This window comes from Daejeonella sp., from assembly GCF_030695525.1.
In the GTDB taxonomy this organism is placed as follows: Bacteria; Bacteroidota; Bacteroidia; order Sphingobacteriales; family Sphingobacteriaceae; genus Daejeonella.
In genome coordinates, this window is record NZ_JAUYSS010000067.1 from 40,507 (window position 1) to 65,904 (window position 25,398).

Annotated in this window: 23 protein-coding genes; 10 read left to right on the forward strand and 13 right to left on the reverse strand. The window is 38.9% G+C overall.

Annotation, left to right across the window (positions count from 1 at the left end; genetic code table 11):
* Positions 1-36: 36 nt before the first annotated feature.
* Positions 37-576 (forward strand): hypothetical protein, encoded by a 540-nt coding sequence (locus Q8S11_RS15575; protein ID WP_305663051.1) that lies wholly within the window; start codon positions 37-39, stop codon positions 574-576.
* A 102-nt stretch (positions 577-678) separates the two neighbouring features.
* Complete coding sequence (locus Q8S11_RS15580) at positions 679-1,131, forward strand: 3-oxoacyl-ACP synthase (RefSeq protein ID WP_305663052.1); 453 nt, start codon at positions 679-681, stop codon at positions 1,129-1,131.
* 6 nt (positions 1,132-1,137) lie between these two features.
* On the opposite strand, the gene Q8S11_RS15585 is transcribed toward Q8S11_RS15580, so the two are convergent.
* From Q8S11_RS15585 to Q8S11_RS15595, 3 genes are all read right to left on the reverse strand, one after another.
* Positions 1,138-2,040 (reverse strand): S9 family peptidase, encoded by a 903-nt coding sequence (locus Q8S11_RS15585; RefSeq protein WP_305663053.1) that lies wholly within the window; start codon positions 2,038-2,040, stop codon positions 1,138-1,140.
* 93 nt (positions 2,041-2,133) lie between these two features.
* Positions 2,134-2,646, reverse strand: a complete 513-nt coding sequence (locus tag Q8S11_RS15590) for a DUF2911 domain-containing protein (protein WP_305663054.1) — start codon at positions 2,644-2,646, stop codon at positions 2,134-2,136.
* 56 nt (positions 2,647-2,702) lie between these two features.
* Positions 2,703-3,587, reverse strand: a complete 885-nt coding sequence (locus Q8S11_RS15595; RefSeq protein ID WP_305663055.1) for a polysaccharide deacetylase family protein — start codon at positions 3,585-3,587, stop codon at positions 2,703-2,705.
* Positions 3,588-4,650: 1,063 nt separating this feature from the next.
* On the opposite strand from Q8S11_RS15595, the gene Q8S11_RS15600 reads away from it, so the two are divergent.
* Together Q8S11_RS15600 and Q8S11_RS15605 are read left to right on the forward strand one after the other, a co-directional pair.
* Entirely contained in the window at positions 4,651-5,952 is a 1,302-nt protein-coding gene (locus Q8S11_RS15600) for a DEAD/DEAH box helicase (RefSeq protein ID WP_305663056.1), read from the forward strand.
* A gap of 23 nt (positions 5,953-5,975) precedes the next feature.
* Positions 5,976-6,182, forward strand: coding sequence for a DUF1456 family protein (locus tag Q8S11_RS15605; protein ID WP_305363968.1), 207 nt, complete (start codon positions 5,976-5,978; stop codon positions 6,180-6,182).
* A 12-nt stretch (positions 6,183-6,194) separates the two neighbouring features.
* Here Q8S11_RS15605 and Q8S11_RS15610 read toward each other — a convergent pair whose 3' ends face one another.
* Positions 6,195-7,073, reverse strand: a complete 879-nt coding sequence (locus Q8S11_RS15610) for a PIG-L deacetylase family protein (protein WP_305663057.1) — start codon at positions 7,071-7,073, stop codon at positions 6,195-6,197.
* Between the two features lie 192 nt (positions 7,074-7,265).
* Between Q8S11_RS15610 and Q8S11_RS15615 the strand changes: the two genes are divergently transcribed.
* The 3 genes from Q8S11_RS15615 to Q8S11_RS15625 all read left to right on the forward strand — a co-directional run bounded on the left by Q8S11_RS15615 (position 7,266) and on the right by Q8S11_RS15625 (position 10,031).
* Complete coding sequence (locus Q8S11_RS15615; protein WP_305663058.1) at positions 7,266-8,561, forward strand: DUF5690 family protein; 1,296 nt, start codon at positions 7,266-7,268, stop codon at positions 8,559-8,561.
* 24 nt (positions 8,562-8,585) lie between these two features.
* Positions 8,586-9,668 (forward strand): phosphotransferase enzyme family protein, encoded by a 1,083-nt coding sequence (locus Q8S11_RS15620; RefSeq protein WP_305663059.1) that lies wholly within the window; start codon positions 8,586-8,588, stop codon positions 9,666-9,668.
* Positions 9,669-9,842: 174 nt separating this feature from the next.
* Positions 9,843-10,031, forward strand: coding sequence for a cold-shock protein (locus Q8S11_RS15625; protein WP_305363964.1), 189 nt, complete (start codon positions 9,843-9,845; stop codon positions 10,029-10,031).
* A gap of 96 nt (positions 10,032-10,127) precedes the next feature.
* Here the strand turns inward: Q8S11_RS15625 and clpB are convergent, their stop codons facing one another.
* The 3 genes from clpB to pyrE all read right to left on the reverse strand — a co-directional run bounded on the left by clpB (position 10,128) and on the right by pyrE (position 13,998).
* The gene (gene clpB / locus Q8S11_RS15630; protein ID WP_305663060.1) at positions 10,128-12,728 is read right to left on the reverse strand and encodes an ATP-dependent chaperone ClpB; all 2,601 of its coding nucleotides are present in this window, start codon (positions 12,726-12,728) and stop codon (positions 10,128-10,130) included.
* A 204-nt stretch (positions 12,729-12,932) separates the two neighbouring features.
* Positions 12,933-13,334, reverse strand: coding sequence for an SRPBCC family protein (locus tag Q8S11_RS15635; protein ID WP_305663061.1), 402 nt, complete (start codon positions 13,332-13,334; stop codon positions 12,933-12,935).
* A 10-nt stretch (positions 13,335-13,344) separates the two neighbouring features.
* A complete protein-coding gene (pyrE, locus tag Q8S11_RS15640; protein ID WP_305663062.1) occupies positions 13,345-13,998 on the reverse strand; it encodes an orotate phosphoribosyltransferase in 654 nt (217 codons plus the stop codon).
* Here pyrE and Q8S11_RS15645 point away from each other — a divergent pair.
* Entirely contained in the window at positions 13,997-14,605 is a 609-nt protein-coding gene (locus Q8S11_RS15645; protein ID WP_305663063.1) for an NUDIX hydrolase, read from the forward strand. The two genes, pyrE and Q8S11_RS15645, sit on opposite strands and share 2 nt — an antisense overlap.
* 251 nt (positions 14,606-14,856) lie before the next feature.
* On the opposite strand, the gene coaD is transcribed toward Q8S11_RS15645, so the two are convergent.
* From coaD to Q8S11_RS15660, 3 genes are all read right to left on the reverse strand, one after another.
* Positions 14,857-15,324 carry a pantetheine-phosphate adenylyltransferase gene (gene coaD, locus Q8S11_RS15650; protein ID WP_305663064.1) on the reverse strand — a complete coding sequence of 156 codons (468 nt, stop codon included), beginning with the start codon at positions 15,322-15,324 and terminating at the stop codon, positions 14,857-14,859.
* Positions 15,325-15,435: 111 nt separating this feature from the next.
* On the reverse strand, positions 15,436-15,990 hold the full coding sequence (locus tag Q8S11_RS15655; protein WP_305663065.1) for an RsmD family RNA methyltransferase: 555 nt from the start codon (positions 15,988-15,990) through the stop codon (positions 15,436-15,438).
* Positions 15,981-16,835 carry a DUF3822 family protein gene (locus Q8S11_RS15660; RefSeq protein ID WP_305663066.1) on the reverse strand — a complete coding sequence of 285 codons (855 nt, stop codon included), beginning with the start codon at positions 16,833-16,835 and terminating at the stop codon, positions 15,981-15,983. The genes Q8S11_RS15655 and Q8S11_RS15660 overlap by 10 nt, the downstream gene beginning before the upstream one ends.
* A gap of 123 nt (positions 16,836-16,958) precedes the next feature.
* On the opposite strand from Q8S11_RS15660, the gene Q8S11_RS15665 reads away from it, so the two are divergent.
* Complete coding sequence (locus Q8S11_RS15665; RefSeq protein ID WP_305663067.1) at positions 16,959-18,383, forward strand: ATP-dependent RecD-like DNA helicase; 1,425 nt, start codon at positions 16,959-16,961, stop codon at positions 18,381-18,383.
* A 10-nt stretch (positions 18,384-18,393) separates the two neighbouring features.
* On the opposite strand, the gene Q8S11_RS15670 is transcribed toward Q8S11_RS15665, so the two are convergent.
* The 3 genes from Q8S11_RS15670 to Q8S11_RS15680 form a co-directional block, all read right to left on the reverse strand.
* On the reverse strand, positions 18,394-19,155 hold the full coding sequence (locus Q8S11_RS15670) for a hypothetical protein (protein ID WP_305663068.1): 762 nt from the start codon (positions 19,153-19,155) through the stop codon (positions 18,394-18,396).
* A gap of 200 nt (positions 19,156-19,355) precedes the next feature.
* Positions 19,356-20,846, reverse strand: a complete 1,491-nt coding sequence (locus tag Q8S11_RS15675) for an arylsulfatase (RefSeq protein ID WP_305663069.1) — start codon at positions 20,844-20,846, stop codon at positions 19,356-19,358.
* 32 nt (positions 20,847-20,878) lie between these two features.
* Entirely contained in the window at positions 20,879-22,390 is a 1,512-nt protein-coding gene (locus Q8S11_RS15680) for an arylsulfatase (protein WP_305663070.1), read from the reverse strand.
* A 161-nt stretch (positions 22,391-22,551) separates the two neighbouring features.
* Between Q8S11_RS15680 and Q8S11_RS15685 the strand changes: the two genes are divergently transcribed.
* Entirely contained in the window at positions 22,552-25,278 is a 2,727-nt protein-coding gene (locus Q8S11_RS15685) for a sulfatase-like hydrolase/transferase (RefSeq protein WP_305663071.1), read from the forward strand.
* The last annotated feature ends 120 nt before the right edge of the window (positions 25,279-25,398 follow it).

Below are 25,398 nucleotides of genomic sequence, written 5' to 3' on the forward strand. Positions count from 1 at the left end.
TGTAAGTGAAAATCGTTAATTCTCAATGTTATTTGTATGGATAGGGATAAATTATTTAAGAGACTTTCCAAATCCCTCATTAAAGCTGATACTGTCATGATTGCCTCAGACAAAGCCTGTGTGCCGGGCGATTTGATTGCAATAAGCTTATACCCTCAGCATGAAATTGCCTTCAGGGCATCATGGGTTCTTGAACAGTTTCTATATCACAGATGGGAGGATATCGTTCCATCCCTTCCCGATTTTATGGTTGGATATCTCATTCAGAAGAATGGTAGTTGTCAGCGGCATTTTACTAAGATCATGATGTATCTGACTGATTCAGGATCGAACACAGAAATCAAGGCCCTGATAAGTGAACATCAGGAGCAGATTATTGAAACTACTTTCGATTGGCTGATCGATCCGCAAACACCAGTCGCCGTGAAAGTTAATTGCATGGATATTTTACTTTATTTTGGTAAAGAGCAAGCCTGGATTCATGACGAACTCCTTTCACAGGTTCAGTTCCTGCTAAAGGATGGTTCGGCTGCGCTCCAAAGTCGCGGGAAGCGAATTCTAAAAAAACTAAAATAATCAACAGGCTATGTCTAGGTTTTATCAATTGTTCATAAATATCAACCTTCAAAATGCGCTGACAGCTTCACGAATCCTGAAAAAATATGCTTCTTTGCACAAATGACTGTGATAAAAGAAAAACTGTATAAAGAATGCCTGAATTATGTTCAGGATTGTATTGATACTGCTCAGCAGGCTATTAACGCAGCAATTGAATCATCTAATGATGATACGAAAAGCAGTGCCGGGGATAAGTATGAAACAGGGAGGGAGATGATGCAACAGGAAATCGACAGAAACAGGAAACAACTGGAAGAAGCTAAGAGACAAAAATCAAGTCTGGATCAGATTGAACATCAAAAGCATTATGATATTGTTCAAACGGGAAGCCTGGTCAGTACAAATTTTGGCAAATTTTATATCGCAATCAGTCGTGGACAGATGCAGATTGAGGGGGTCAATTATTTCGCTATTTCTGCAGCCTCGCCAATAGGGGCAAAATTAATGAAGCAGAAAAGAGGTTATGAGTTTGACTTTAATGGCAAGACATTTAAAATAGAAGATATTCAATAATAGCCTTTATTTAGCCTTTGGTTTATCTATCATCGTATCATCAAACCAGTTCACTATTTCTTTAGCCAGGGCAATACGTTTGTTCGTAAAAGCGTGGTCTGTGTTCCAGATTTTGTAGTCGAAATTTTTCCTTGGATTAAATTTGGAGAAATAGGTATTGTTCTGGTGTTCATCCAGAACCAGTATTGCCTTATTCGATTTGGAAACTTGTGTTTCAATATCATATAAATCAAGTTTGGCCAGGATATCATCTAAAAATTTGTTGGGTTCACAGTTAAGCATATCTAAGGTTAAAAGGTATTCTTTGAGTCCGATCAGATTACCTTCAGCACCCCCTCCCTGTAACAGGGTGTAGGGGTTAAACACCGAAACTCCAACAATTGACTTAACTCTTGGATCTTTTAATCCTGCAAGCAGGGCTATTCCAGCTCCCATACTGTGGCCTGCAAATGCTATTTTTGAAGTATCTACCCGTAAAGTTTCTATGGTGGCACTATCAGTAAGATAATCTACTACAGCAATAGCATCATCAATTGCATTCTGAAATCCGAATGTGCCCTTACTTCCCCATGCTCCACGGTAATTAAAATAAATGGTATTATACCCTGCACGCCTTAAATTCTGAGCCAGGTCGTGACTTCGTTCATTACCAGGTAATCCATGCAATAGAACCACTGTTGGATGTGGACCCTTTCCATCTGCTGTATAAGCAAAACCATACATGGTTGAGCCATCAGATTTTATTTGTAATTCAACCTGCCCGGCCGGATAAAATTCATCCGGTTTAAAATCATTTTGAAGATAGTCGGTATTTCTTTTCTTAGAATTTGTTTTATTGTCTGATTTACAAGAAGATAGCAGGATGAGTGAAACAAAACTGAGTAAGGTAAAAGAGTAAAGAATCTTCATAATGAGTTTCAGGATAAGCTCAAACTAAATAAATGGACATAAAAAAAGGACTTAAGTAATTAAACTTAAGCCCTTCTAATATAAGAAACTTTTTTATTGAACTTTAAAAACTACTTTAGTATCAGCCCACATCATAGATACATTTCCGTTGTCAGTAATATCAAAAGTAAATACCTCTGTATTTTCTGAGGATTTTCCGGCCTTAACATTCACCCGTAATGCGTCTTCACTGTCTTTGTAAACGGTTCCCCACTGCTTCCAGCTCTTATTGAAAATAATAGTCCATTCATCATCTCCCGGAATAGTATAAAGGCCATATTTTCCGGCGGGTAAGGTTTTACCCTCGATTTTTACATCCTTACTTGTTTCAAATACAGTAGCCTCGTTTGCTCCGGTACGCCAAACTTTTCCAACCGGAGCAAGAGCTGATAAAGCTCTTCCTTTTAGAGATGGCTGACTGTAATCAACTGAAATTTCAGCTCCTGAAGCAAGAGTTTTTGAAACCTTTGCGGGCGGACTAGGTCTTTTACTTTTATCCTGCTGAGCGGATGAACTAAGACTTAAAAATAGTCCGGTTACCAGGGTTAATAGAAATAGTTTTTTCATGGTTTTATCTTTTATAATTTATAAATATATCGATTAGGATATTCTTAAGAATAAAATTAAAAACTTTTTACAATGCTATTATGAAGTGTACGTGTATTCCAGTAACCGCTGGCAATTATCCTGCGAATGGTAAATAATGGATCATTTTCATCTCTTTTTTCTGCAAGAATGAATGCAGAGGTAAATCCTCTTTTCTTTAATTCAGGGATGGCTTCCTTATTCCATAAGCCGAAGGGATAGGCAAAATATTTCACATCTTTCCCGGTAATTTCCCTTAATGTTTTTGTGGGTTTCTCTATCTGAGTCACCCAGTCTTCACCCTGATATTTCTTAACATTTTGGTGGTCATAGGTATGTGATCCAATCACATGTCCGGCATCAGAAAGTTCTTTAACCTGTGCTTTGCTCATATAATTCGGTTTGCCTAAAGATACTGTCATGATAAAAAATACACCTTTAAAGCCGTATTTATTCATTTCTGGAATAGCAGTGGTATACTGATCGAGTTTGGTATCATCAAAGGTTAACATGATTGGTTTCTTTGGTAATTTGGCACCATAAACCAGATAATTATAAAGCTGATCCGGCAAAATAGTCTGATAGCCGCTGTCAGCAAGCATTTTCATTTGTGATTTGAATTCTGCAATAGGAACAATATAATCTTTCCCCATTTTACCGTCGGTTGAAACCCAGTTTCTTATCTGGTGATAACAAAGAATAGGTACCTGAGGTCTGGCCAGAATCTCTGCTGCAGTGGCCTTTTTACCTCCAGTTTTTTGTGGTTCTGCATTTTCGGGCTCGTTGGAGCTGCTTTCCTCAATATTTTGGATTGCTGAAATACTGTCGGATGATCCTGATGCCAGAGGTTTAGAATTTGATTGGCAGGAAGCCAGGGAAATGCATAAAATCAGTACATAGAATGGAATTGGGTTTTTGTTCATCGTTTGAAAATAGCCAGGCTTGAGGATTTGATTAATTGTTCACGAAAATAGATAAAAATAGGCTGATAAGCAGAATTGGCTACAAATTTATATTTAACGTGAGTTCGATATAAAATCATATTGGAGTAAATTTAGATTGAATATTTTTCTTTTGTTTTAGAAAGCAGGGTCTGTTTCTCTTCGGTTTTGCCAGTCCCGTGTTCTGCCGTAGTTTTTTGCAGCAGATTTAATATATATCAGGAAATTCAGTATTGCAAAAAAGCTACAGCTGCCACCCGGGTTTATTTCAAATGGCAAATGGTCCTTTTGCCAGACTGGCTGTTCTAATTAAAATCAGCTCCGGGTAAAATAAACCTTGCCGGAGGAAGTAGCTTCCGGCTATTCCTAAATTTAGGATAGAGCGGGAATTCCTGCCGGAACTACCCCGGAGGAAAGGGCTGAACTAGCCTATAACACACAGGTATTGCTGTCCAAAATCAAATTATTTTGGCCCCAGAGCCTTTTCCATATATTGAACTCACGTTATTTAATAAAATAATCCCTGAGAAATCGACATTGATTTTACCTCCTGTTAGAAAATCGAAATTCTACCAATTCCTTTCAGTGTATTGAAAGAATTTCAACAACTAAAGGAAAAATCGCGCTTCTGGCAAGAAATTTAAAATCAATGTATGCCCTATCCGGCGATTCAAATACAGATTCATTTTCAGCGCTTATTACCAAGCCGTTAAGGCTTATTACCCTCATGTTTATAAACACAAATATATAGCACATGGAAAAGGAAGAAAACAGGGATAAAAGACGCTCATGTTTTGTGTTCTATTCGAGTTCTATTTGAGTTTGATCCGTGTTTGGTAACAAAACGGCATCCAGTTTTTTTTGATCTTTCATACCCTTTTCTTTGAGGACTTCCGGGCTTGCTTTGGGTGATTTTGATGCAACTTTCAGCCTTGTGATTTGCCCATTTTCGTTAAGCCGATTCTTAAAGGGCTTTCCATAAACTTTACCAAATGACTAAATCGATTGAGGATATTTGCATTACCTTTGCACTTTGAAAAGCCAGATGACTGAAAAGGTATTAAAGAATTTAAAAATAGCATCCCTTAACGAGATGCAGCGTGTTGCAATAGATGCTGCAGCGAATAAGGATACGATTATTTTAGCGCCTACAGGCTCCGGAAAAACTATTGCTTTCCTGATTCCCATGTTAAAACGACTTGAGGATTCAAAGCAAGGTGTTCAGGCAATGATTCTGGTGCCTTCGAGGGAATTGGCCATGCAAATTGAACAGGTTTTTAAAGCGATGCTTACAGGTTTTAAAGTCAATTGTTTTTATGGAGGACATCCTGTGAGGACGGAGAAGAACAACCTGACACAGGCCCCCGCTGTTTTGATTGGTACTCCCGGAAGGATAGCCTATCATATCCGTCATGAAAATTTAAACCCCGATTCTATCCATACCCTGGTATTGGATGAATTTGATAAGGCGCTGGAATTCGGTTTTGAAGATGATATGAGCTTTATTATCAGTCGTCTCAAAAACGTCAAAAGAAGAATACTGACTTCTGCGACAAAGATGGAGGGAATACCATTGTTTACCGGACTCGTACACCCTCTAGAGGTTAATTTCTTAAAGGATACCAATAGCCTTCCTAACCTAAAGATCAAATCAGTGATTTCTGATGCTGCGGATAAACTGGAGACCTTATTCTCCCTGATATGTAAAATCGGGAATGGCTCAGCTTTGGTTTTTTGTAATCATAGGGAAGCGGTTGACAGGATCAGTGCTTTACTTTGGGATATGGGATTAGACCATGGGGTATTTCATGGTGGAATGGAACAGGAAGATCGTGAGAAGGCTTTATTAAAATTTAGAAATGGCAGTTATCGACTTCTAATCACCACTGATCTTGCTTCCAGAGGACTGGATATACCGGAGATTGATTATGTTATTCACTATCAGTTACCTCATAATGAAGAAAGCTTTCTGCATAGAAATGGGCGTACTGCAAGGATGCATTCAAGTGGAACTGCCTATGTGATACTTACCGAAGCTGAACATCCATCTTTCCTCTCAGATAACATAGAAACAGTGCAACTGCCTGAAAAAGTTGTAGTCCCATCAAATACCGAATGGGCGACTTTGTACCTTGGAGCTGGCAGAAAGGATAAAATAAATAAGATTGATATTGTTGGCCTTTTAATGAAAAAAGGTAAATTGGATAAGGATGAACTGGGTTTGATAGAGGTTCAGGACTTTTCATCATACGCTGCTGTAAAGCGAAATAAAATTGATGCGGTTGTAAGACTGCTGAAAATGGAAAAAATTAAGAATAAAAAAATCAAAATTGAAGTTTCCAGATAATTGATATGAGTAATAATGACATTATGAAAAAGCTTCGGGTAGCACTCAAGCTAAACGATCAGGAAATTGTTGATATACTTAAATTGGTAGATTTCTCAATTACCAAAGCCGAACTTGGAGCGATTTTCCGGAATAAGGAGCATGAGAATTTTAAGCCTTGCGGTGATCAGATTCTTCGGAATTTCCTGAACGGACTGATTATTTATAAACGTGGTCCGAAACCGGAATAATACGTGGAAAGATTATTTTCCTAACATTGGAAATAATCTTTTTATGTCCTCCTCGCTTGGGCGGCTGCCATATTCACATATTTCAAATGATTCGGCAAACCTTACCTGCCCTGCTTTTGCTGTTCCATACCATTTTTCAAGACTGCTTTTAACCGCCGGGTTGATGCCGCTTCCCCTCAATTTCTTTATCCATTCCAAACGTTCAGTCTGTCCTTTTGGTACCTGGTTCTCAGACCTTCCAATCCATGGAAGCCACTCATAAAATTGTGACTGATGGGCATCCAGACTATATACCTTTTTGTCGATTACGCTAGTAATATCAACCGCAATATCCGGTTGAAAGGGATTAGGTTTTTTAAAATTATCCTGGAAATAAAGGAAAACCGGGTTCTTCCTTAGCGGAGGAGTATCCGGAGCAATATTTGGAACCCCAACCATAAATGCGGCATCCTGTACCAATATTCCTGTATAACGGTGGTCAGGATGATAGTCATTTGACCTTGGTGCAATAACAACATCAGCATTCCATTCTCTGATCCTTTTGATGATCTCCATGCGGATGGCTAAGGTTGGAAGTAATTCCCCATCGTGATTATCCAATACTTCATAGCTAACTCCTAATCTTCTTGAAACTTCTTTTGTTTCTTCCAATCTCCTTTGGGCGAGCATTCCACCGCCCTCTTTCATATGACCTGCATCCCCATTGGTAACTGATAAAAATTTAACCTTATGCCCCAGTGCTACGAACAGAGCTGCAGTACCCCCTGATTTGATATCACAATCGTCGGGGTGTGCTCCAATCATAATGATTTGCAGTGGCTTTTCTTGTGCTATCACTACAGTAATCATCGGAAAAAGTAGAAATAACAGCTTTAAGAATTTTAGTCTCATGAGTTCGGGTTATATATGAGTTGAAGTTATACAATTCATGCTGAATTGAAAATTTTTGATCATTTTCAGGATCAACTTATTCCTGAATAATAATCAAGCATACCAGAAAATCCGAAGATCATATTTTTGCATTGGCAAAGGTTTTACTACCTTCCTGCCTTAATGAGATTCTATTGATAGCCTGGAAATTGAATGAGTTTATTTAAACCCGCATATATTAAAGGGAATTCCCTTCAGATAGGTTTGTATGCAGCCATCACCGTATTTCTGACCTACACTATGGTTTTTGGATTCAGAAAATCTTTTACTGTTGCAACCTTCGATGGGATGACAATTGCAGGATACAGTTATAAAACTGTATTGGTAATCTCCCAGATGTTAGGTTATATGCTTGCAAAGTTCTACGGGATAAAGTATATATCTGAACTAAAACGACATGGACGTGGAAAGATCATTCTTGTATTAACGCTCATAGCATGGCTAAGCTGGTTGTTTTTTGCGCTGGTTCCTGCTCCATATAATGTACTTTTTCTGTTCATTAATGGCTTTCCATTGGGGATGTTATGGGGAGTTGTGTTCTCCTATGTTGAAGGTAGAAGGAGTACTGATTTTATAGGTGCAACGCTTGCTGTAAGCTTCATCTTCGCTTCCGGCTTTGTGAAAACAGTTGGAGCCTGGTTAATGCTGAACTTTAATATTACGGAATTCTGGGTTCCTTTTTATACCGGATTGGTGTTTGCAGCCCCATTGCTGCTATTTGTCTACCTTATCGAAAAAATTCCGGCACCTGATGATGAAGATATTGCATACAGGATGGACAGGGTTCCAATGTTAGCTGCTGACCGTAAAAAGTTTATCAGAATGTTTTTTCCCGGACTTGCAGCCTGTATCCTGATCTATACCTTCGCAACTATTTTCAGGGATATGCGGGATAATTTCAGTGCTGAAATGTGGAAGGAAATGGGCTTTTTTGATAAACCCGATCTCTTTGCGAAGACTGAAACGCCAATAACCATCATTATTCTGGTACTCATTGGTAGTATGGTACTGATCAAAGATAGTTTTAAAGCCTTTATGCTTTCCCATTTTTTCATTGGATTTGGTTTTGTGCTGGCGGGAATATGCTCTTACCTCTTTATTTCTGGTGCGATGGCACCTGTATGGTGGATGACGCTCGTTGGGCTTGGCTTGTATATGGTCTATATTCCGTTTAATTCTGTGTTTTTTGAACGAATGATTGCAAGTTTTAAACATACCGGGAACGTAGGTTTTCTGATTTACCTCGCAGATTCTTTCGGTTATGTTGGAAGTGTTGGGGTTATGCTTAGCAAAGAGATCTTTAAAGTACAGCTAAATTGGGTAACCTTCTTTTCCAATAGTGTCATTGGCTTATCGGTAGTCGGACTAGCTCTGACAGTCTTTTCATTTATTTACTTTTATACAAAATATCAAGCATTGGTTTTAAGTAAGCCATCCTCCGAACATTAATCTAGAAATTTCGCTTTAATCAAAATGGAAAATCAACTCATCGATCAAGTTCTAAATGAATATGGATTTGAAGCCGGTCAGGTAAATTATAAGCCCTTTGGAACGGGTCATATTAATTCCACCTGGTTAATAAGTATTCAAAATAGTTCAGAACAGTTCATATTGCAAAGTATTAACAGCAATGTATTTAAGGAGCCGGAAATTATTGCCGCCAATGTGAAGCTGTTATCAGATTATCTTAAAAAACACAATCCTGATTATCTTTTTGTGGGTGCTATTCCAACCCGGGATGGGAAAGAAATGGCTTTTGTAGGGGATATTTACTGGAGGCTGACTGATTTTATAAAAAATTCGGTTTCATTTGATACGCTGAGTGACCCTGACCAGGCCTACGAAGCTGCCATGCAGTTTGGGAGGTTAAACAGGTTACTCGCTGATTTTGATGCTTCTCAGTTGAAAGAAACCATTCCGGGTTTTCACGATCTTGGATTGCGTTATAAGCAATTTGCCGAGGCGCTGGAGAATACATCTGAAACATTTAAACAAAAGGCGGGGCCTGAAATTCAGAAGGCCAGACACTATTCCTTTATTCTCGACTATTTTAATTCATTTAAGAATTCGCGTGATTTCCCCAACAGGGCGATGCACCATGATACCAAGATCAGCAATATGCTGTTTGATAAAGATACCATGAAGGGTATTTGTGTGATTGATCTGGATACAATGATGTCAGGAAAGTTTATTTCAGATCTGGGTGATATGATGCGGACTTACCTCTGTGCCTTTTCAGAAAACGAACCGGACACAGATAAGATCTTTATTCGTATAGAATATTTTGAGGCTATTGTCAGAGGATATTTGCACGAAATGGGCTCTATTTTAACTGAAATTGAAAAGGATTTGATCTTGTTTTCCGGAAAGTACCTGATTTATATGCAGGCAATCAGGTTCTTAAGTGATTATCTGAATGGAAATATTTATTATCCTATCTCTTATCCGGAGCAAAACCTCGATCGCACAAGAAATCAGTTTAAATTATTAGCTGAATTTTTTGAAAAGGAGAAAATATTGGTGGGTATCGTAAATCAGTGTTTAAAAGAGAATTAAACGAATTTTTAGTCCAATGCTGGCTATGACTGTTTGTATACCTGTATTTTTAGTTCTCCTTACCAAAAATTAAATTAGCCGAATTTAATTTTGTTTTTTATATATTTATTTATTGCAAATAAATAAGTAATTTGCAATAACACTTAACAAATTAAACAACTAAACTATTTATTAATGGAAACCGGTACAGTAAAATTTTTCAACGAGTCCAAAGGATTCGGATTTATTACCCAAGAGGATGGCAAAGAAATTTTTGTTCACGTAAGCGGACTTAAACAGGATATAAGACAAAATGATAAAGTAGAGTTCGATGTTGAAGAAGGTAAAAAAGGCTTAAGCGCAGTTAACGTAAGGTTAGCTTAAACTTTTAATCATTCTATTCGGATATTGATATTACATCCTAACAAAAAAGCCGTGCAGATTTAGATCTTCACGGCTTTTTTCTTTAATAATTCAGGCTCATGCTTTGTCTGCATTCAGAAATACAAATTGATTGTCAAATACATCCAGTTTAATTCTACTGTCTTTATCTATTTTCCCCGAAAGGATTTCTTTTGATAATTCATTCAAAATTCTCTTCTGTATAACTCTTTTCAAAGGGCGTGCTCCAAATTGCGGATCATATCCCAATTGTGCCAGCCAGTCGAGCGCTTCTTCAGAAGCTTCAATTTCAATACCCATTTCAGCTAAAGTACTTTGTACACCTTTGAACTGAAGTGTTACGATATCCCTGAGTTCGTTCCGGTTAAGCGGAGTAAACATAATCAGTTCATCGATACGGTTTAAAAATTCAGGTCTGATAGTTTGCTTCAAGAGATCAAAAAGTTCAGTCTTTGTTTTGGCAATGACTTCATCCCTGTTTATTTCGTTCAGATCTTTAAAATTATCCTGTATCAGGTGAGAGCCAATATTGGAGGTCATAATGATGATTGTATTTTTGAAATCAACCAAACGTCCTTTATTATCTGTCAATCTCCCATCATCCAATACCTGTAATAAAATATTAAACACATCCGGATGGGCTTTTTCTATTTCATCCAATAGAATTACTGAATAGGGTTTTCTTCTTACTGCTTCTGTTAACTGTCCGCCTTCATCATATCCAACATATCCCGGAGGCGCACCAATCAGTCGCGAAACAGCATGGCGCTCCTGATATTCACTCATATCAATCCGGATCATTGCATGCTCATCATTGAATAGATAATCTGCTAAAGCTTTGGCAAGCTCGGTTTTGCCTACACCAGTGGTTCCCAGGAAAATAAATGAGCCAATTGGCTTGCGCTTATCCTGCAATCCGGCGCGTGAGCGTCGAATAGCATCAGAAATAGCTTCAATAGCTTCATCCTGCCCGGCTACACGTTTATGGAGTTCAGCTTCCATATGTAGCAGCTTTTCGCGTTCACTCTGTATCATTTTGGTAACCGGAACACCTGTCCAGCGTGAGACAATACCGGCAATATCTTCTGAAGTTACTTCTTCTTTCAGCATTCGGTTGTCGACCTGAGTTTCGGCCAGTTGTTGCTTCAATTGCTCAACCTTGTCCTGGGCTTCCTTGATCTTACCATATCTCAGTTCAGCAACTTTGCCATAATCCCCTGCACGCTCGGCCTGATCTGCTTCTAGTTTAAAGTTCTCTATTTGCTCCCCCTCATTATTAATCGCATCAACCAAATCTTTTTCAGCCTTCCAGCGAGCCTTAAGCGAATCGCGTTCACTCGAAAGGTTCGCTATCTCCTCTGAAAGTTCTTTTACTTTTTTCTCGTCATTTTCTCTCTTAATGGCCTCGCGTTCAATTTCAAGCTGCATGATCTTGCGATCCAGTTCATCTACAGCTTCAGGCACCGAGTCCATTTCTAAACGAAGTTTTGAAGCAGCTTCGTCCATAAGGTCAATAGCCTTGTCGGGAAGGAAACGGTCAGAAATATAACGTTGCGATAATTCAACTGCGGCAATTATGGCTTCATCCTTGATTCTTACCTTGTGGTGTGTCTCATATCTTTCCTTTAAACCCCGTAGAATAGAAATTGCATCCTGGGTGTTTGGTTCATCAACCATTACCTTTTGAAAGCGACGCTCTAATGCTTTGTCTTTCTCGAAGTATTTCTGGTATTCATTCAGGGTAGTTGCTCCGATAGCACGTAGTTCTCCCCGAGCAAGTGCAGGTTTAAGGATATTTGCAGCATCCATTGCGCCTTCTCCACCTCCGGCACCTACCAGCGTATGGATCTCATCAATAAAGAGGATGATTTCGCCATCACTTTGAGTTACTTCTTTGATTACTGCTTTCAAACGCTCTTCAAACTCACCTTTATATTTTGCTCCTGCAATCAGGGCACCCATATCCAAAGAGAAAACGGTTTTGGTCTTCAGATTTTCGGGCACATCTCCCTGTATGATTCTAAAGGCAATTCCCTCCGCTATAGCAGTTTTACCTACCCCTGGCTCTCCAATCAGAATCGGATTGTTTTTAGTACGTCGTGAAAGAATCTGAATAACCCTTCTGATCTCTTCGTCTCGACCAATTACCGGATCGAGCTTGCCAGATTCTGCATATTCATTCAAATTGCGGGCATATTTATTCAGTGCATTATAGGTGGCTTCTGCATTCTGATCAGTGACTCTGGTATTTCCCCGAAGCTCCAGAATCGCTTTCTTCAGATCTTTTTGATTTACACCCGCATCTTTTAGAATAGAGCTAACCTTATCGCCTGTTTCAAGCAATCCCATAAGGACATGCTCTACAGAAACAAATTCATCTTTAAATTCTTTTAAATAAGAAACTGCTTTTTGCAGCGCAGAATTGGCTCCTGAAGAAAGGTAAATCTCACTTCCGCTGACTTTTGGAAAGCTTTGGATCTGAGCATCCAGAACTTCAGAAATCCGGTTAATATTGACATTTAGTTTTTTCAGAAGGTAGCTGATCACATTCTCATCAACACTTAATAATCCTTTCAGTATGTGTGCAGTTTCTATAGCCTGCTGCTGATTGCCGCCTGCTATTTCGGAAGCTTTCTGAATTGCTTCCTGTGCTTTGATGGTGAAGTTGTTTAGATTCATAGTACCAATATACCCTCAAATTAATTGCCATTTTTGTTTAAAATTGACGAGCTGAAATTTTGTCAGTAACACTTCAGTTATTACTGACTAAATGTCTGATAATTAGTATATTGTACTGATAAATTGTCTTATTGAATTAAATCAGAGGGACAGGAGATAGGAATCTGTTTTGCAGGACAAGATTAGTAAAGAAATTAAATTTGTTTATTTTGACAGAAGGGCTTTAAGTTGAGCTGCTTCATGATCTACTAGTTTTTGCAGCGGTCCGGAAACAATCATTTTCATCATCATGTTCAGGTCTGCAGTAATGGTATAGACAGCTTCTGTTTTTCCATCGCCTAGGTCATTAAGGGTCCATTTTAATTCCAGTTCGAATGGAGCTGCTTCTGATGGTTTGACAACAATTTCTTTATCTTTTGTTATGGAAGAGACCTTTAAAGCCAGTTTTGCCATATTTTGTATGGTGAAACGGGCTTCATCTTTTGTTGAGGACCAATTGTAAATATTCTCAGGCATCAACTGCTGATGGTTATTCAGGTCGGCCAGGAAATCGAATACCTCTGTAAGCGGTCTGTCGATAGATACTGTGCTTTCAATGGTTGTCATATGACCAGGTTTAGCTTACTAAGGTCTTTCCCCAGTTCTGAGGATCTTCACGCCATGCTCGTAATAATTTCAAATCATCTGCTGAAACAAAACTATGTTCGGCAGCATAGTCGATCAAAGCATTATAATTTGAAAGTGTAAGGAAACGGCATTTTGCTTTTTTGAAATTTTCATCAGCAGCGTCAAAGCCATAGTTAAATATTCCAACTAATCCCGCTACTTCACAACCGGCCTCCCGAAGCGCCTGAACTGCCTGTAAACTACTATTTCCGGTTGAGATAAGATCTTCTACAACTACAACCCTCTGGCCTGCTGAAAATTCGCCTTCAATCAGATTCCCTCTGCCATGCTCTTTGGCTTTTGCTCTCACATAAATGAATGGTAAGCCCAGTTCCTGTGCCACCAGAACCCCCTGTGGAATCCCGGCAGTTGCCACTCCGGCAATTACAGAAACAGAACCGAATTCTTCCTGAATCAAAGAAGAAAGTTTTTGCCTGATATAGGTACGGATAGATGGATGCGATAAAGTGATGCGATTGTCGCAGTAAATAGGGGATTTCCAACCTGAAGCCCATGTAAATGGGTTGTTGGGTTGTAATTTAATTGCTTTAATTTGTAGCAAAAATTCAGCTACTTTTTGTTCAATCTCACTCTTGTTAATCATGGCTCAAATTTATAAAATTTATATCAACGAAGTAGCTTTAATCATTACTGATTCTCAACCTACTGATATTCAAGACTATCAGGTACTTCAAGTTTCTAAGTTTAATTTTTTCAGCTTTTATGAACAGGCCAGGGAGCTTAGCAGCCCAAAGGTATTTCTCCTTTTAAGTAAAAATTTCAAGTCGCATTTCATGAAAATTAAGCAATCCATGAAAATGATAAGGGCAGCAGGCGGACTTGTGAGTAATGAAGAAAAGCGCTACTTGTTTATTTTCAGAAATGGTAAATGGGATTTGCCAAAGGGGAAGCTGGATAGCGGAGAAACCATAAAAGAGGCTGCAGTTCGTGAAGTGGAAGAGGAGTGTGGTATTCAAATCAATAGCCTGGGAGAAAAAATCTGTAATACGTATCATATCTATGAAATGAATCATGAACGAATATTAAAAAAAACTTCCTGGTACCGGATGTACGCTGTTAATCAGAAGGTATTGATCCCTCAGCTGGAAGAAGGAATCACAGATGTACGATGGCTTGCACCGGGCGATTTTATGATGATCAGGCAGAATACTTATCCCCTGATCAGGGATTTGCTGAATGCTGAGTTCTGATTTTCAAGCATTCAAGATTTCTGTTTGGTACCGTTTTGCCCATTTGCCCTGTAGAGGCGATATGTCATAATGGATTAGCTTCCGGAGATTGGAAATTTGAATCAGAACGCGATTTCTTGCCGGAACTAAGCGGAGGAAAGGCCTGAATCAGCCTATAACACGCAGGTATTGATTTCCAAAATCTCATCATTGTGCACCAGAGCCTTATATGACCAATTTTAAAGTATTATTTTATCCTTCCCTTATCGAATTCAGTGATTAATTAAATCAAAGGCCTCCTGAGGTATAAACTGCCTCACATCCCCATTATTTCGCATAATATCACGAACAATTGTTGAACTTATGGATGAATAGCCTGGTTTGCTTACAATAAAGATACTTTCAATTTCAGGTACCAGGGCATGGTTCATCTGTGCGATTGCCTTCTCATATTCAAAATCTGAAACGGTTCGTATACCTCTGATCATGTAAGAGGCTTTGATCTTTTTGCAAAATTCAACGGTTAGACCTTCGTAAGTTTGAACTTCAACTTTAGGCTCATTAGCGAATACGGCTCTTAGCATTGCTTTTCTGATGTCGATACCGAGGTATGGGGCTTTGGTACTGTTGAGGCCAATGCCGACGATAACTTTGTCAAAAAGAGGTAGGGAACGTTTCAATATATCAACGTGTGCTTTTGTAACCGGATCGAATGAGCCTGGAAATAGGGCGATCTTCATGATTTTTTTGTTTTTACCGCCAAGGGCGGCTCGATTAATTAAATTAGTCTGTATGAATTCAGAAATTCTTTTATTAAGCTTTTTGATTAAAGTAAAATTAATTGAATATAATCAATCTTCATTTATGCTCTGCTTTTCCTGAAAAAAGCTGAATGAAGAGGAGCCATACTTACGCTGTTCAACATAGCCCGGGTGATTATCCAGTTTTTTCATGCTTGGATGTTCTATAATCAGATAGCCATCAGGTTTTAAGAGTTTATGATCAAAAATTTTTGATGCAATTATATTGATCTGCGGGAGGTCGTAAGGTGGGTCAGCAAATATCAGGTCATACTTTTCTGTTTCAGATTCCAGAAATTTGAATACATCAGCCTTAAGCGGTTTTATTGCCTGAAGATCGTACTGTTTAACTAATGTTTTGAGGTAATTATAGCATCCAAAGTCACGGTCCACTGAGCGGATATCAGGAACTCCTCGTGATGCAAATTCTACTGAAATATTTCCGGTTCCGCTAAAAAGGTCTAAAACCCGGATTTTTTCAAAATCAAACTGGTTATAAAGAATGTTAAACAGGGCTTCCTTTGCAACATCCGTAGTTGGTCTGACAGGCAATTTTGCTGGAGGGTTTAAACGCAGGCCTTTTAAATCTCCGCCAATTATTCGCATTCGTCCAAACTAAGCAGTGAAAAATAGGTATGAGGACGTATTTTATGGAACATTTCGGGATGATTAACAATTAATCTGCCATCTGCATACACCGGAGATTCAAAATATTTCAGGATTCTCTGATAGTATTCATCATTTTCGGAAGCCACATTTCCAGACATAATTACTTTTGTATTTGTTGTCTCAAGTGCTAATAAATCAATTGTGTTCAGTAAATAGTAATTGAATTCATCTGCATTGATACATTCAAGTTTGTTGTATAATACAAGATCAGATTTATTCAAGCAAGCGATCTGGATATGATCATCATGGAAATCGATGAATAAGCAGATGCCGTTTCTATCAGGGTTGGTTTTTTTTATGCCTTCAATAAAGGAAGTAGCCTGACTATAGATGCGAGGTTTCTGAAAGATATGGTTAAGAGCACTATTGAAATTGGCATCAATTGCGAAAACATTTCTGATTTTTGAAGTTCTGATCCTGTTTGTGAGTATTAAATCAGAAGCCAAAGGCTTGATGAATTTTGCATATTCCTGCTCATTCTCATTCTCATATAATTCTTCCGGGATGAATGTGTACTTATAAGAGTCGAAAGAGACCCGGATTTTACTAAAAGGGTACTTAAATTCCTTTTTAGTTTCAGGAAGTTTCTCTATCGCAAACATCAGATCAGCCAGATTGCTCATCTCTGGTAATTCATATTCTGCCAGAGCTTTAAGTTCATCCCTTACCTTATCAATAATTGCGTATTGAAGTTTGCCGGTACCTACATGGATCAATAGATCGCACTTGGCTGCCGTTTGAGATTGTAAGCTATTGTCAACTAAGTGAAGTAATTTGATCATCAACAACAAAAATATAGTTTCTCAGCAATATTTTATCCATAGAGCTGATTTACTCTCCTAATTATTTTCAATCCATTTTGTGCTTTCGAAAAAAAATAGATTCATTATTTGCAATTTGCAGGAATGTATATCCGGGATCTAATCGAGCAAAATTTTGGCAATATACCTACCGCCCAGCAGAGAGAAGTGTTTGTTATGCTGGAGAAATTTCTTACATCAGCAAACGCTGATGAATGCTTCATTCTGAAAGGCTATGCAGGTACCGGTAAAACTACCTTGATCAGTGCACTGGTAAAAGTTCTTCCGCAACTAAAGTTAAAATCAGTTTTACTCGCACCTACAGGCCGGGCAGCAAAAGTAATCAGTAATTATTCGGGTAAAAAAGCATTTACCATTCACAAGAAAATTTACCGGAAAAAGGTTGCTGCAAGCCCTGAAATGAATTTCGTTTTGGGTGAGAATATCATGGAGAATACCTTGTTTATCATTGATGAAGCTTCTATGATCTCCGATCAGGTGCATGATTACAGCAGGCAGAGTCTTTTGCAGGATTTGATTTCCTATGTTTACAATGGTAAGAATTGTAAACTGATGCTGGTAGGGGATACGGCACAATTGCCGCCGGTAGGTTCAGCGATAAGTCCGGCACTGAACAGTCAATTTATTTCCGATCATTTTCGATTGAGTGTTTTAACTTTTGAACTAACTGATGTAGTTCGTCAGGAAAAGGAATCCGGAATACTGTTTAATGCTACTCAACTCCGTGAATTGATACGAAAAGGAGAGGAGGTCTTTCCAAAATTTAAGATCAAAGGATACAAGGACATTTTCAGGATGACGGGTGAACGTCTTGTTGAAGGCCTGAACTATGCCTATGATAAATATGGAATGGAGAATACCATTGTAATCTGCCGCTCCAATAAAAATGCGAATGCCTACAATCAAAATATCCGTAACCGGATTCTTTACCGGGAAGAGGAGTTAAGTGGTGGCGACCACATTATGGTTGTTCGGAATAATTATTTCTGGCTAAAACCGGAAGATAACAGCGGGGATTTTATTGCAAACGGAGATATTGCCCGGATAAGGAAGGTAAGAAGAATTGAGGAGCAGTATGGGTTCCGCTTTGCTGAGCTTGTTATTGAGCTGCTTGATTATCCTGAGGAGGAACCTCTGAGCTGTAAAGTGATGCTGGATACTCTGTATTCTGAAACACCAAGCCTTTCAAATGCCGACAATAAACGCTTTTATGAAGCTGTATTGCAGGATTATATGCATATCGAAAATAAGAAATTCAGAATGGAGGAATTAAAAAAGGATCCATACTACAATGCCCTCCAGATAAAATTCGCCTTTGCTGTCACATGCCATAAAGCTCAGGGTGGCCAATGGCCTGCTGTTTTTATTGATCAGGGATATCTTACAGATGAAATGCTGAACACTGAATTTTTAAGATGGTTGTATACTGGTGTTACCCGCTCTAATAAGGAGTTATTTCTGGTCAATTTTAGTGATCAGTTTTTTCTGGAGAATTCTAATTCTATTTAGTGATTTAAAACTATTCACTGTATTTGAAATAGAAGTTAATAGTGATTTTCATTGACTTCAGGTATGAAAGGAGCATGTTAATGAACATAATAATTCCAATCATTTCACAACTCTCTTCCAAAGTTGTCACTAAATTATACATCAGATCTTTAGGACTTTGCTCCAGATTGATAAATATCTTAGCACTTAAAGTTTCCAGACCAATTGCACCGCCTAAAAAAATGAGGCATGAGCAAAAGAAGCCTTTTATATAAGGTTTCGGTAAGGCTTTTAAAAATTGAAAGTAGTACAGGGAAAAACCGGTCATGAAAATAACTCCCAAAATAACCCAGGGGAACCTCATGTAACCGTTAAGATGAAAAGTCTGTACCAGGGGGTCGATGGTCATTTCGTGAAAGCCTGCAATTTCATCTATTGATAAAAGAACAAACAGGATTGAAAGAATCCTCCAGTGTAGAGTAAAGGGATCATTAACCCTTGACTTTAAATTTGTAATTAAGGCTAATAAAATTCCTGCGAATAACAGGTTAATTGCTGAAAAGTAGGTAGGTATGGTTTCTTCATCATCAAAATAGAACTTTTTAAATCCATAAAAATTGGTATATCCTGCTTCAGTTAAAAAGACTACTGCAAGATTGAATGAAAGTTGTATCAGGAAAGCGAAGTATAGAAAAATTTTGATCTTTGGGATGTCAATATATATATGGTTGGCAAAATAAGCAGTTTTTTGAAAGTACTTATCACTTGCATCATCTTTTTCCTGAGTCTGCATACATCTGTTATTTTAGATTAATACATTTTAATATGAGAATTTAACAGTTTATTACGAATACAAATTATAGATTTTTAGCAATTAAATTCTGTCAAAATGGTCTGATGAAAAATTTTCTGGTTAGAAAATAATTTCTTCTTGCGACATTAATGATTTATTAATATGACAGAAAACATTCCCATTCCAATAAGAACGATTCCTTATTTCTTCAATAACTCATTTTGAAGCAGACTTTTCAATTCACCCAATTTTGCAGGAACAGAAGCAGCGAGATTATATCTTTCAAAAGGATCTCTGCTCAGATCGTAGAGTTGTTCTGCTTCATCATTCCCATATTCGATATCGACTTTAGGATTGTAAGCAGGGCCTTTATTCGGTTTAATATACTTCCAGTTGCCTTGTACAATACTTAAGGTGCCTGATTGCTCGATAATATGAGCTCTGCCTTTACTATCGGTACCCGACCAGGTTTTTAGCTGATCCTGACTGTCTGAAGCTGAAGCTACATCATATTTCTGATTCGTTAGTCCGGCCATTGTTGCCAAAAAATCGATCTGTGATACCAATGCACTAGAGGTTTCGTCTGCTTTTACGGATGGATGCCTGACAATAAATGGCACCCGTGTACCTGCTTCAAAGGCACTGTATTTTCCTCCCCTTAAGCCTGCAGCGGGCTTATGTTTTCCAATATTCTCTTTTGAACCATCATGGTATCCATCATCCACAACGGGTCCGTTATCACTTGTCAGAATAACCATAGTGTTTGAACTTAGTTGAAGCGAATCGAGTAATTTCATAAGCTGCCCAACTGAATCATCAAACTGCAAAATTGCATCGCCTCTGTTTCCAAGGCCACTTTTGCCAAGGAATCTGGAATTAGGTACTCTCGGAACATGAATATCATGGGTGGAGAAAAACAGGAAGAATGGATTTTGGCTATTCTTTGAAATAAATTCCTTGGCTTTATCAGTAATACGCTGGGCAATATCTTCATCCTTCCATAGGGCGCTGGTTCCGCCAGTCATGTAACCTATACGACCTACTCCGTTGACTATGGTGTTATCATGCCCGTCTGAATGTTTCATTCTTAAAAGTTCAGGATTTTCTTTTCCTGTGGGCCATTGGCCTATTTTATTTACATAATTCACCTGAATTGGGTCCTTAGGATCTAGATTTATTACCCGATCATTTTCAACATAAACACAAGGTACCCTATCGCCGGTAGCAGGGATAAGAAATGCGTAATTAAATCCGATGTCAAGCGGCCCATTAGTTATTTTCCCATTCCAATTTGGGCCTTCAGCACCGCCCAGGCCCAGATGCCATTTACCAACAACAGCCGATTGATAGCCTGCTTTTCCGAAGACCGTAGCCACACTCTGCTGCCCGCCTTTAATTAATGCAGAAGCATCTCCCGGTGCGATCCCGGTATCATTCCGACGAAATGCATAACGGCCGGTTAACAAAGAATATCGGGACGGGGTGCAGGTTGCCGAAGTACTATGGCTCCTCGTGAATTTTATTCCTTGTTTTGCTAATTTGTCAATATTGGGTGTTTTTATAGCTTTAGCACCGTAGCAACTTAGATCGCCATAACCAAGGTCATCGGCATAAATGAGTATTACATTTGGCTTCTGTGCGAATGGTTCTGCAGCCAGAATCATGAATAATATTAAAAATCTATACTTCATATTTGTGTGTTGAAACTTTGGTCTATAAAATATTAGTTCCTGATGATTTTTGGGTCAATAAATTCCCAATCAAGTATATGAGGATGAATATGCTCCCGCTTTACAATGGCATTCATCTTTTCAATAATCTCAGGATGGTGAGCAGCAAGATTATTGCGCTCAAATTTGTCAGTTGCAAGATCAAAAAGCTCCCAGGCTCCTTTTGGGTTCTTTCTAACATCTCTTTTTACCCCTTTCCAGTTTCCGATTCTTACAGCCAGTTGACCTCCATTTTCCGGATACTCAAAATAAAGAAATTCATGTTTTGTCTGCTCTGTTTTCTTATCTAATAATTCGGGAAGTAAAGATTTTCCATCTGATTTGGAAATTTTTGAGCCAGTCAACTCTGCAAGGGTAGGCATAATATCATACTGAATGGAAACATGATCGCTAACTGTATTAGCTTTGATATGATTTGGCCATCTTGCTATGAAAGGTACCCTGATTCCACCTTCATAGAGATCCATTTTTAAACCACGTAACCCTGAAACACTGTTAAAAAATCTGGTATCAACCCCTGCCGAAAATGTAGCCCCATTATCGCTTGAAAACATAATGATCGTGTTCTCATCTAATCCGAGTTGTTTAATCCTGTTCATAATAATCCCAACCTGGTCATCCAAAAATGTAATCATTGCAGCATAGGTGGAGAGCGGGTATTTATTGGGTGCATAACCATTTTCACCGAAATAGGGCTTTTCATCAAACTGACCGATATATTTCCTGACATATTCCTCAGGAGCCTGCAATGCAAGGTGTGGCAGGGTATAGGGCAGGTATAAAAAGAATGGCTGTTTACTGTTTTTTTCAATAAAACTCAGTGCTTTCTGCGTGAATTTTGCAGGAGCATAATCTTTGCCCCTGAACTTTTCAAAATCGCCGTCCGTAGCAGTTTTTGGATCAATTTTCCCATGAACATGGAATGAATGATTGTTTAAAGCATCCCATTTGTCGTTTTCCCAAAGATGTGTTGGGTAAAAATTATGTGCCTGCTTCTGATCAAGAACCCCGTAATAATAATCAAATCCTTGGTTCAGTGGACTGCCGGTAGTGTTTGTAACTCCCATTCCCCATTTCCCGACAAGGCCGGTATGGTAGCCTCTTTCCTTCAGCATTTTGGCAATTGTGTAGGCGCCTTCATGTAAGGGCATTTGTCCACCCTCCAGACTATCAGCAAAACCCCCCATTTCATAATTCCCTCTGATGTAGGAGTGTCCTGAATGTTTGCCTGTCATCAATATACTTCTGGATGGAGCGCATACGGGTGCTCCACTGTAGTGCTGTGTAAAACGCATTCCCTCCTTTGCCATCTGGTCAAGATTAGGAGTTTTTATTTTTGTTTGACCATAGCTGCCCAATTCTCCATAACCAAGATCGTCTGCATAAATGTAAATGATGTTTGGTTTTGTTTTTTGCTGCTGTGCTATCGTCAGTAATGGGATCAGAGAAAATAAAATATACAGGCCTGGAATCTTCAGGGATTTTTTTAAGAGATTTCCTGACAATTTGAACATTTTAGGAATTGAATTTGAACTACAATATAGAAAAATTGTATTCAATTTTAAGACAATTTCCCAGTTGTGTTTAAGAAAAACTGACTTCCGTTTTCAATCAAGCTTTTTTATTACCTGAACAAATTTTTGGTTTTATTAACTATTTTAGTCAGATGCTAAAGATCAGATACTCCCTTCTAATTGCTTTGCTATCAGTTATTTCGATGCAAGCCTTTTCCCAGCAGAAAAAAAAGAATATCATCCTATTTCTGGTTGATGATATGGGCTGGCAGGATACTTCAGTCCCATTCTGGTCAAAATCAACCGGTTTAAACGGGATCTATCTTACTCCAAATATGGAGCGTCTTGCCAGCCGTGGGATGAAATTCAGTAATGCCTATGCTAATTCAGTTTGTACACCAACCCGTGTTAGTCTGGTAACCGGAATGAATGTAGCCAGGCATGGAGTAACTAACTGGACTAATGTGAAGAAGAATACGCCTACTGATTATCCGGACAGTGTTCTGATTCCTCCGGTGTGGAACCATAACGGACTAGCATTGGCAGAGGGTATTAACAATACGATTATAGCTACATCCTTGCCTGTGCTATTAAAGCAGGCAGGTTATTTCAATATACATTGCGGAAAGGCCCATTTTGCGCCCTATGGTACACCTGCATCTGATCCTTCAAACATCGGTTTTGATGTTAATATTGCCGGAACAGCTGCAGGTCATCCGGGAAGTTTTCTGGCCGAAGACCGTTATCGAAACAATCCAAATGACACTACCTGGGGCGTCCGTGGATTGGACAAATATGCAGATCAGGGTTTAAATCTTACCGATGCTCTGACCAGAGAGGCCATCGCTACTTTATCATCAAACAGGAAAAATAAGAAGCCATTCTTTTTGTACATGTCGCATTATGCAGTGCATCTGCCATTCAGTAAAGACAAACGTTTTTATCAGCACTATATCGATAAGGGTTTGTCGGATACCGAAGCCCGATATGCGGCTTTAGTTGAAGGCATGGATAAGAGTTTGGGTGATCTGATGGATTATCTGGATACAGAGGGAATAGCTGATGATACCTATATCTTGTTTCTTTCTGATAACGGTGGATTAAGCACTACCCCTAATCGTGGTGGATTGGCACATACACAGAATTTGCCCTTAAAGATGGGAAAAGGGTCTTTATATGAAGGGGGAATTCGTATTCCGATGATTGCAGCAGGGCCGGGAATAGCCAGAGCCAGTACCAACAATCAATATGTAGGTATTGATGATATTTTTCCAACTGTGTTGGAATTGGCCGGACTCAAAAAGTACAACACCGTACAACAAGTTGACGGTAGAAGTATCAGGCCTTTTCTCTTTGATTCAGTTAAAACAGATAATGAAAAAGTTCTGCTTTGGCATTATCCAAATAATTGGACGACCATCAATCTGAAAGGAATTTCCTGGGCTTCTGCTATCCGAAAGGGAAACTGGAAACTTATTTATTTCCACAAGGCAGCTAAACTTGAACTTTATGATATTCAGGCTGATATTGGTGAGAAGAATGATCTTTCAATGCTGCAATCTGAAAAGTTGAAGGAAATGGCGGGACTTCTGACCAATGAACTTAAAAAAAGGGGCGCTGCAATGCCAACTTACAAAATTACAGGGAAGCAGATTCCATGGCCGGATGAATTGTATGAACAGATCGCAGATTCATTAAGGCTTAGGCAGGCCATACAGCCTCCTGGCAAGCAGAATGAAACTGCAAATAATTTTATTTCGCCATCAAAGTACCACATACACCGGCAGAGCCTGCAAAACAGTTATAATAAGTTCAGTCAGGAGAAAAAAGGAAGGGTAGCTTTTATGGGTGGATCGATTACGGAGGGTGGTGCCTGGCGCGGGAAGATAGAAAGCTATCTGAAAGGCCGTTTTCCGGATACTGATTTTGAATTTATCAATGCCGGAATCAGTTCAACCGGAAGTACTCCCGGAGCTTTCAGGCTGGAGCAGGATGTGCTATCTAAAGGTCCGATCGACTTGTTTTTTGAAGAAGCCGCTGTAAATGATGAAGTGAATGGCTTTAATGGAAAAGCCCAGTTAAGGGGCATGGAAGGCATAATTAGTCATGCATTAAGACGCTATCCCAATATGGATGTGGTGATGCTGCATTTTGTTGATCCGCCCAAACTTGAAATTTATAAAAATGGGGGTGTGCCGGAGGTTATTCTCAATCACGAAAAGGTTGCTGAACGATACAAAGTGAACAGTATTCATCTTGCCAGAGAGATCAGTGATCGCATTGTTGCTGGCGAATTTAACTGGAAGGATGATTTTAAGGATCTTCATCCATCAGAATTTGGGCATGAAATTTATGCCCGCTCGATCAGCACATTTTTGGATAATGCATTCGCAATGGCTGCTTCAGACAGTCCGAAACCTACCTCCAGAAAATTGCCTGAAGCGCTGGATAGTTTCAGTTATACCTCAGGCCAATACCTGCCTGTTAATCAGGCGATAAATGCGATAAACTGGAATTTTATTGATAAATGGTCGCCTAAAGATGGTGTTTCTACAAGAAAGCGTTATGTTGATATTCCGGCAATGGTCGCAGAAGTATCTGGTGCTGAAATGAAGCTTGAATTTAGCGGGAAGGCTATTGGAATTTGTATTGCTTCAGGTCCGGATGCAGGCATGATCGAATACAGCATTGATGGAGCTGCTTTTAAAAAGATAGACCTTTACACTCAATGGAGTGGGGGACTTCATCTTCCATGGTATGTGATGCTAAACGATGAATTAGAGGCTAAAAAACATACAGTGATTATCAGAACCCTTTCAGAGAAGAATAATAAGAGTAAAGGTAATGCCTGCAGAATTTTACATTTTCTGGTTAATTAACGTGAACACGACATAATATTTAAAAAACCACATAGAAACATAGCATTTTATAGCTTCTACCTACATTTTGGACACAGATAGCCTTGAAGCTCCGCTTCAATTTATGTGATTTACAATCTA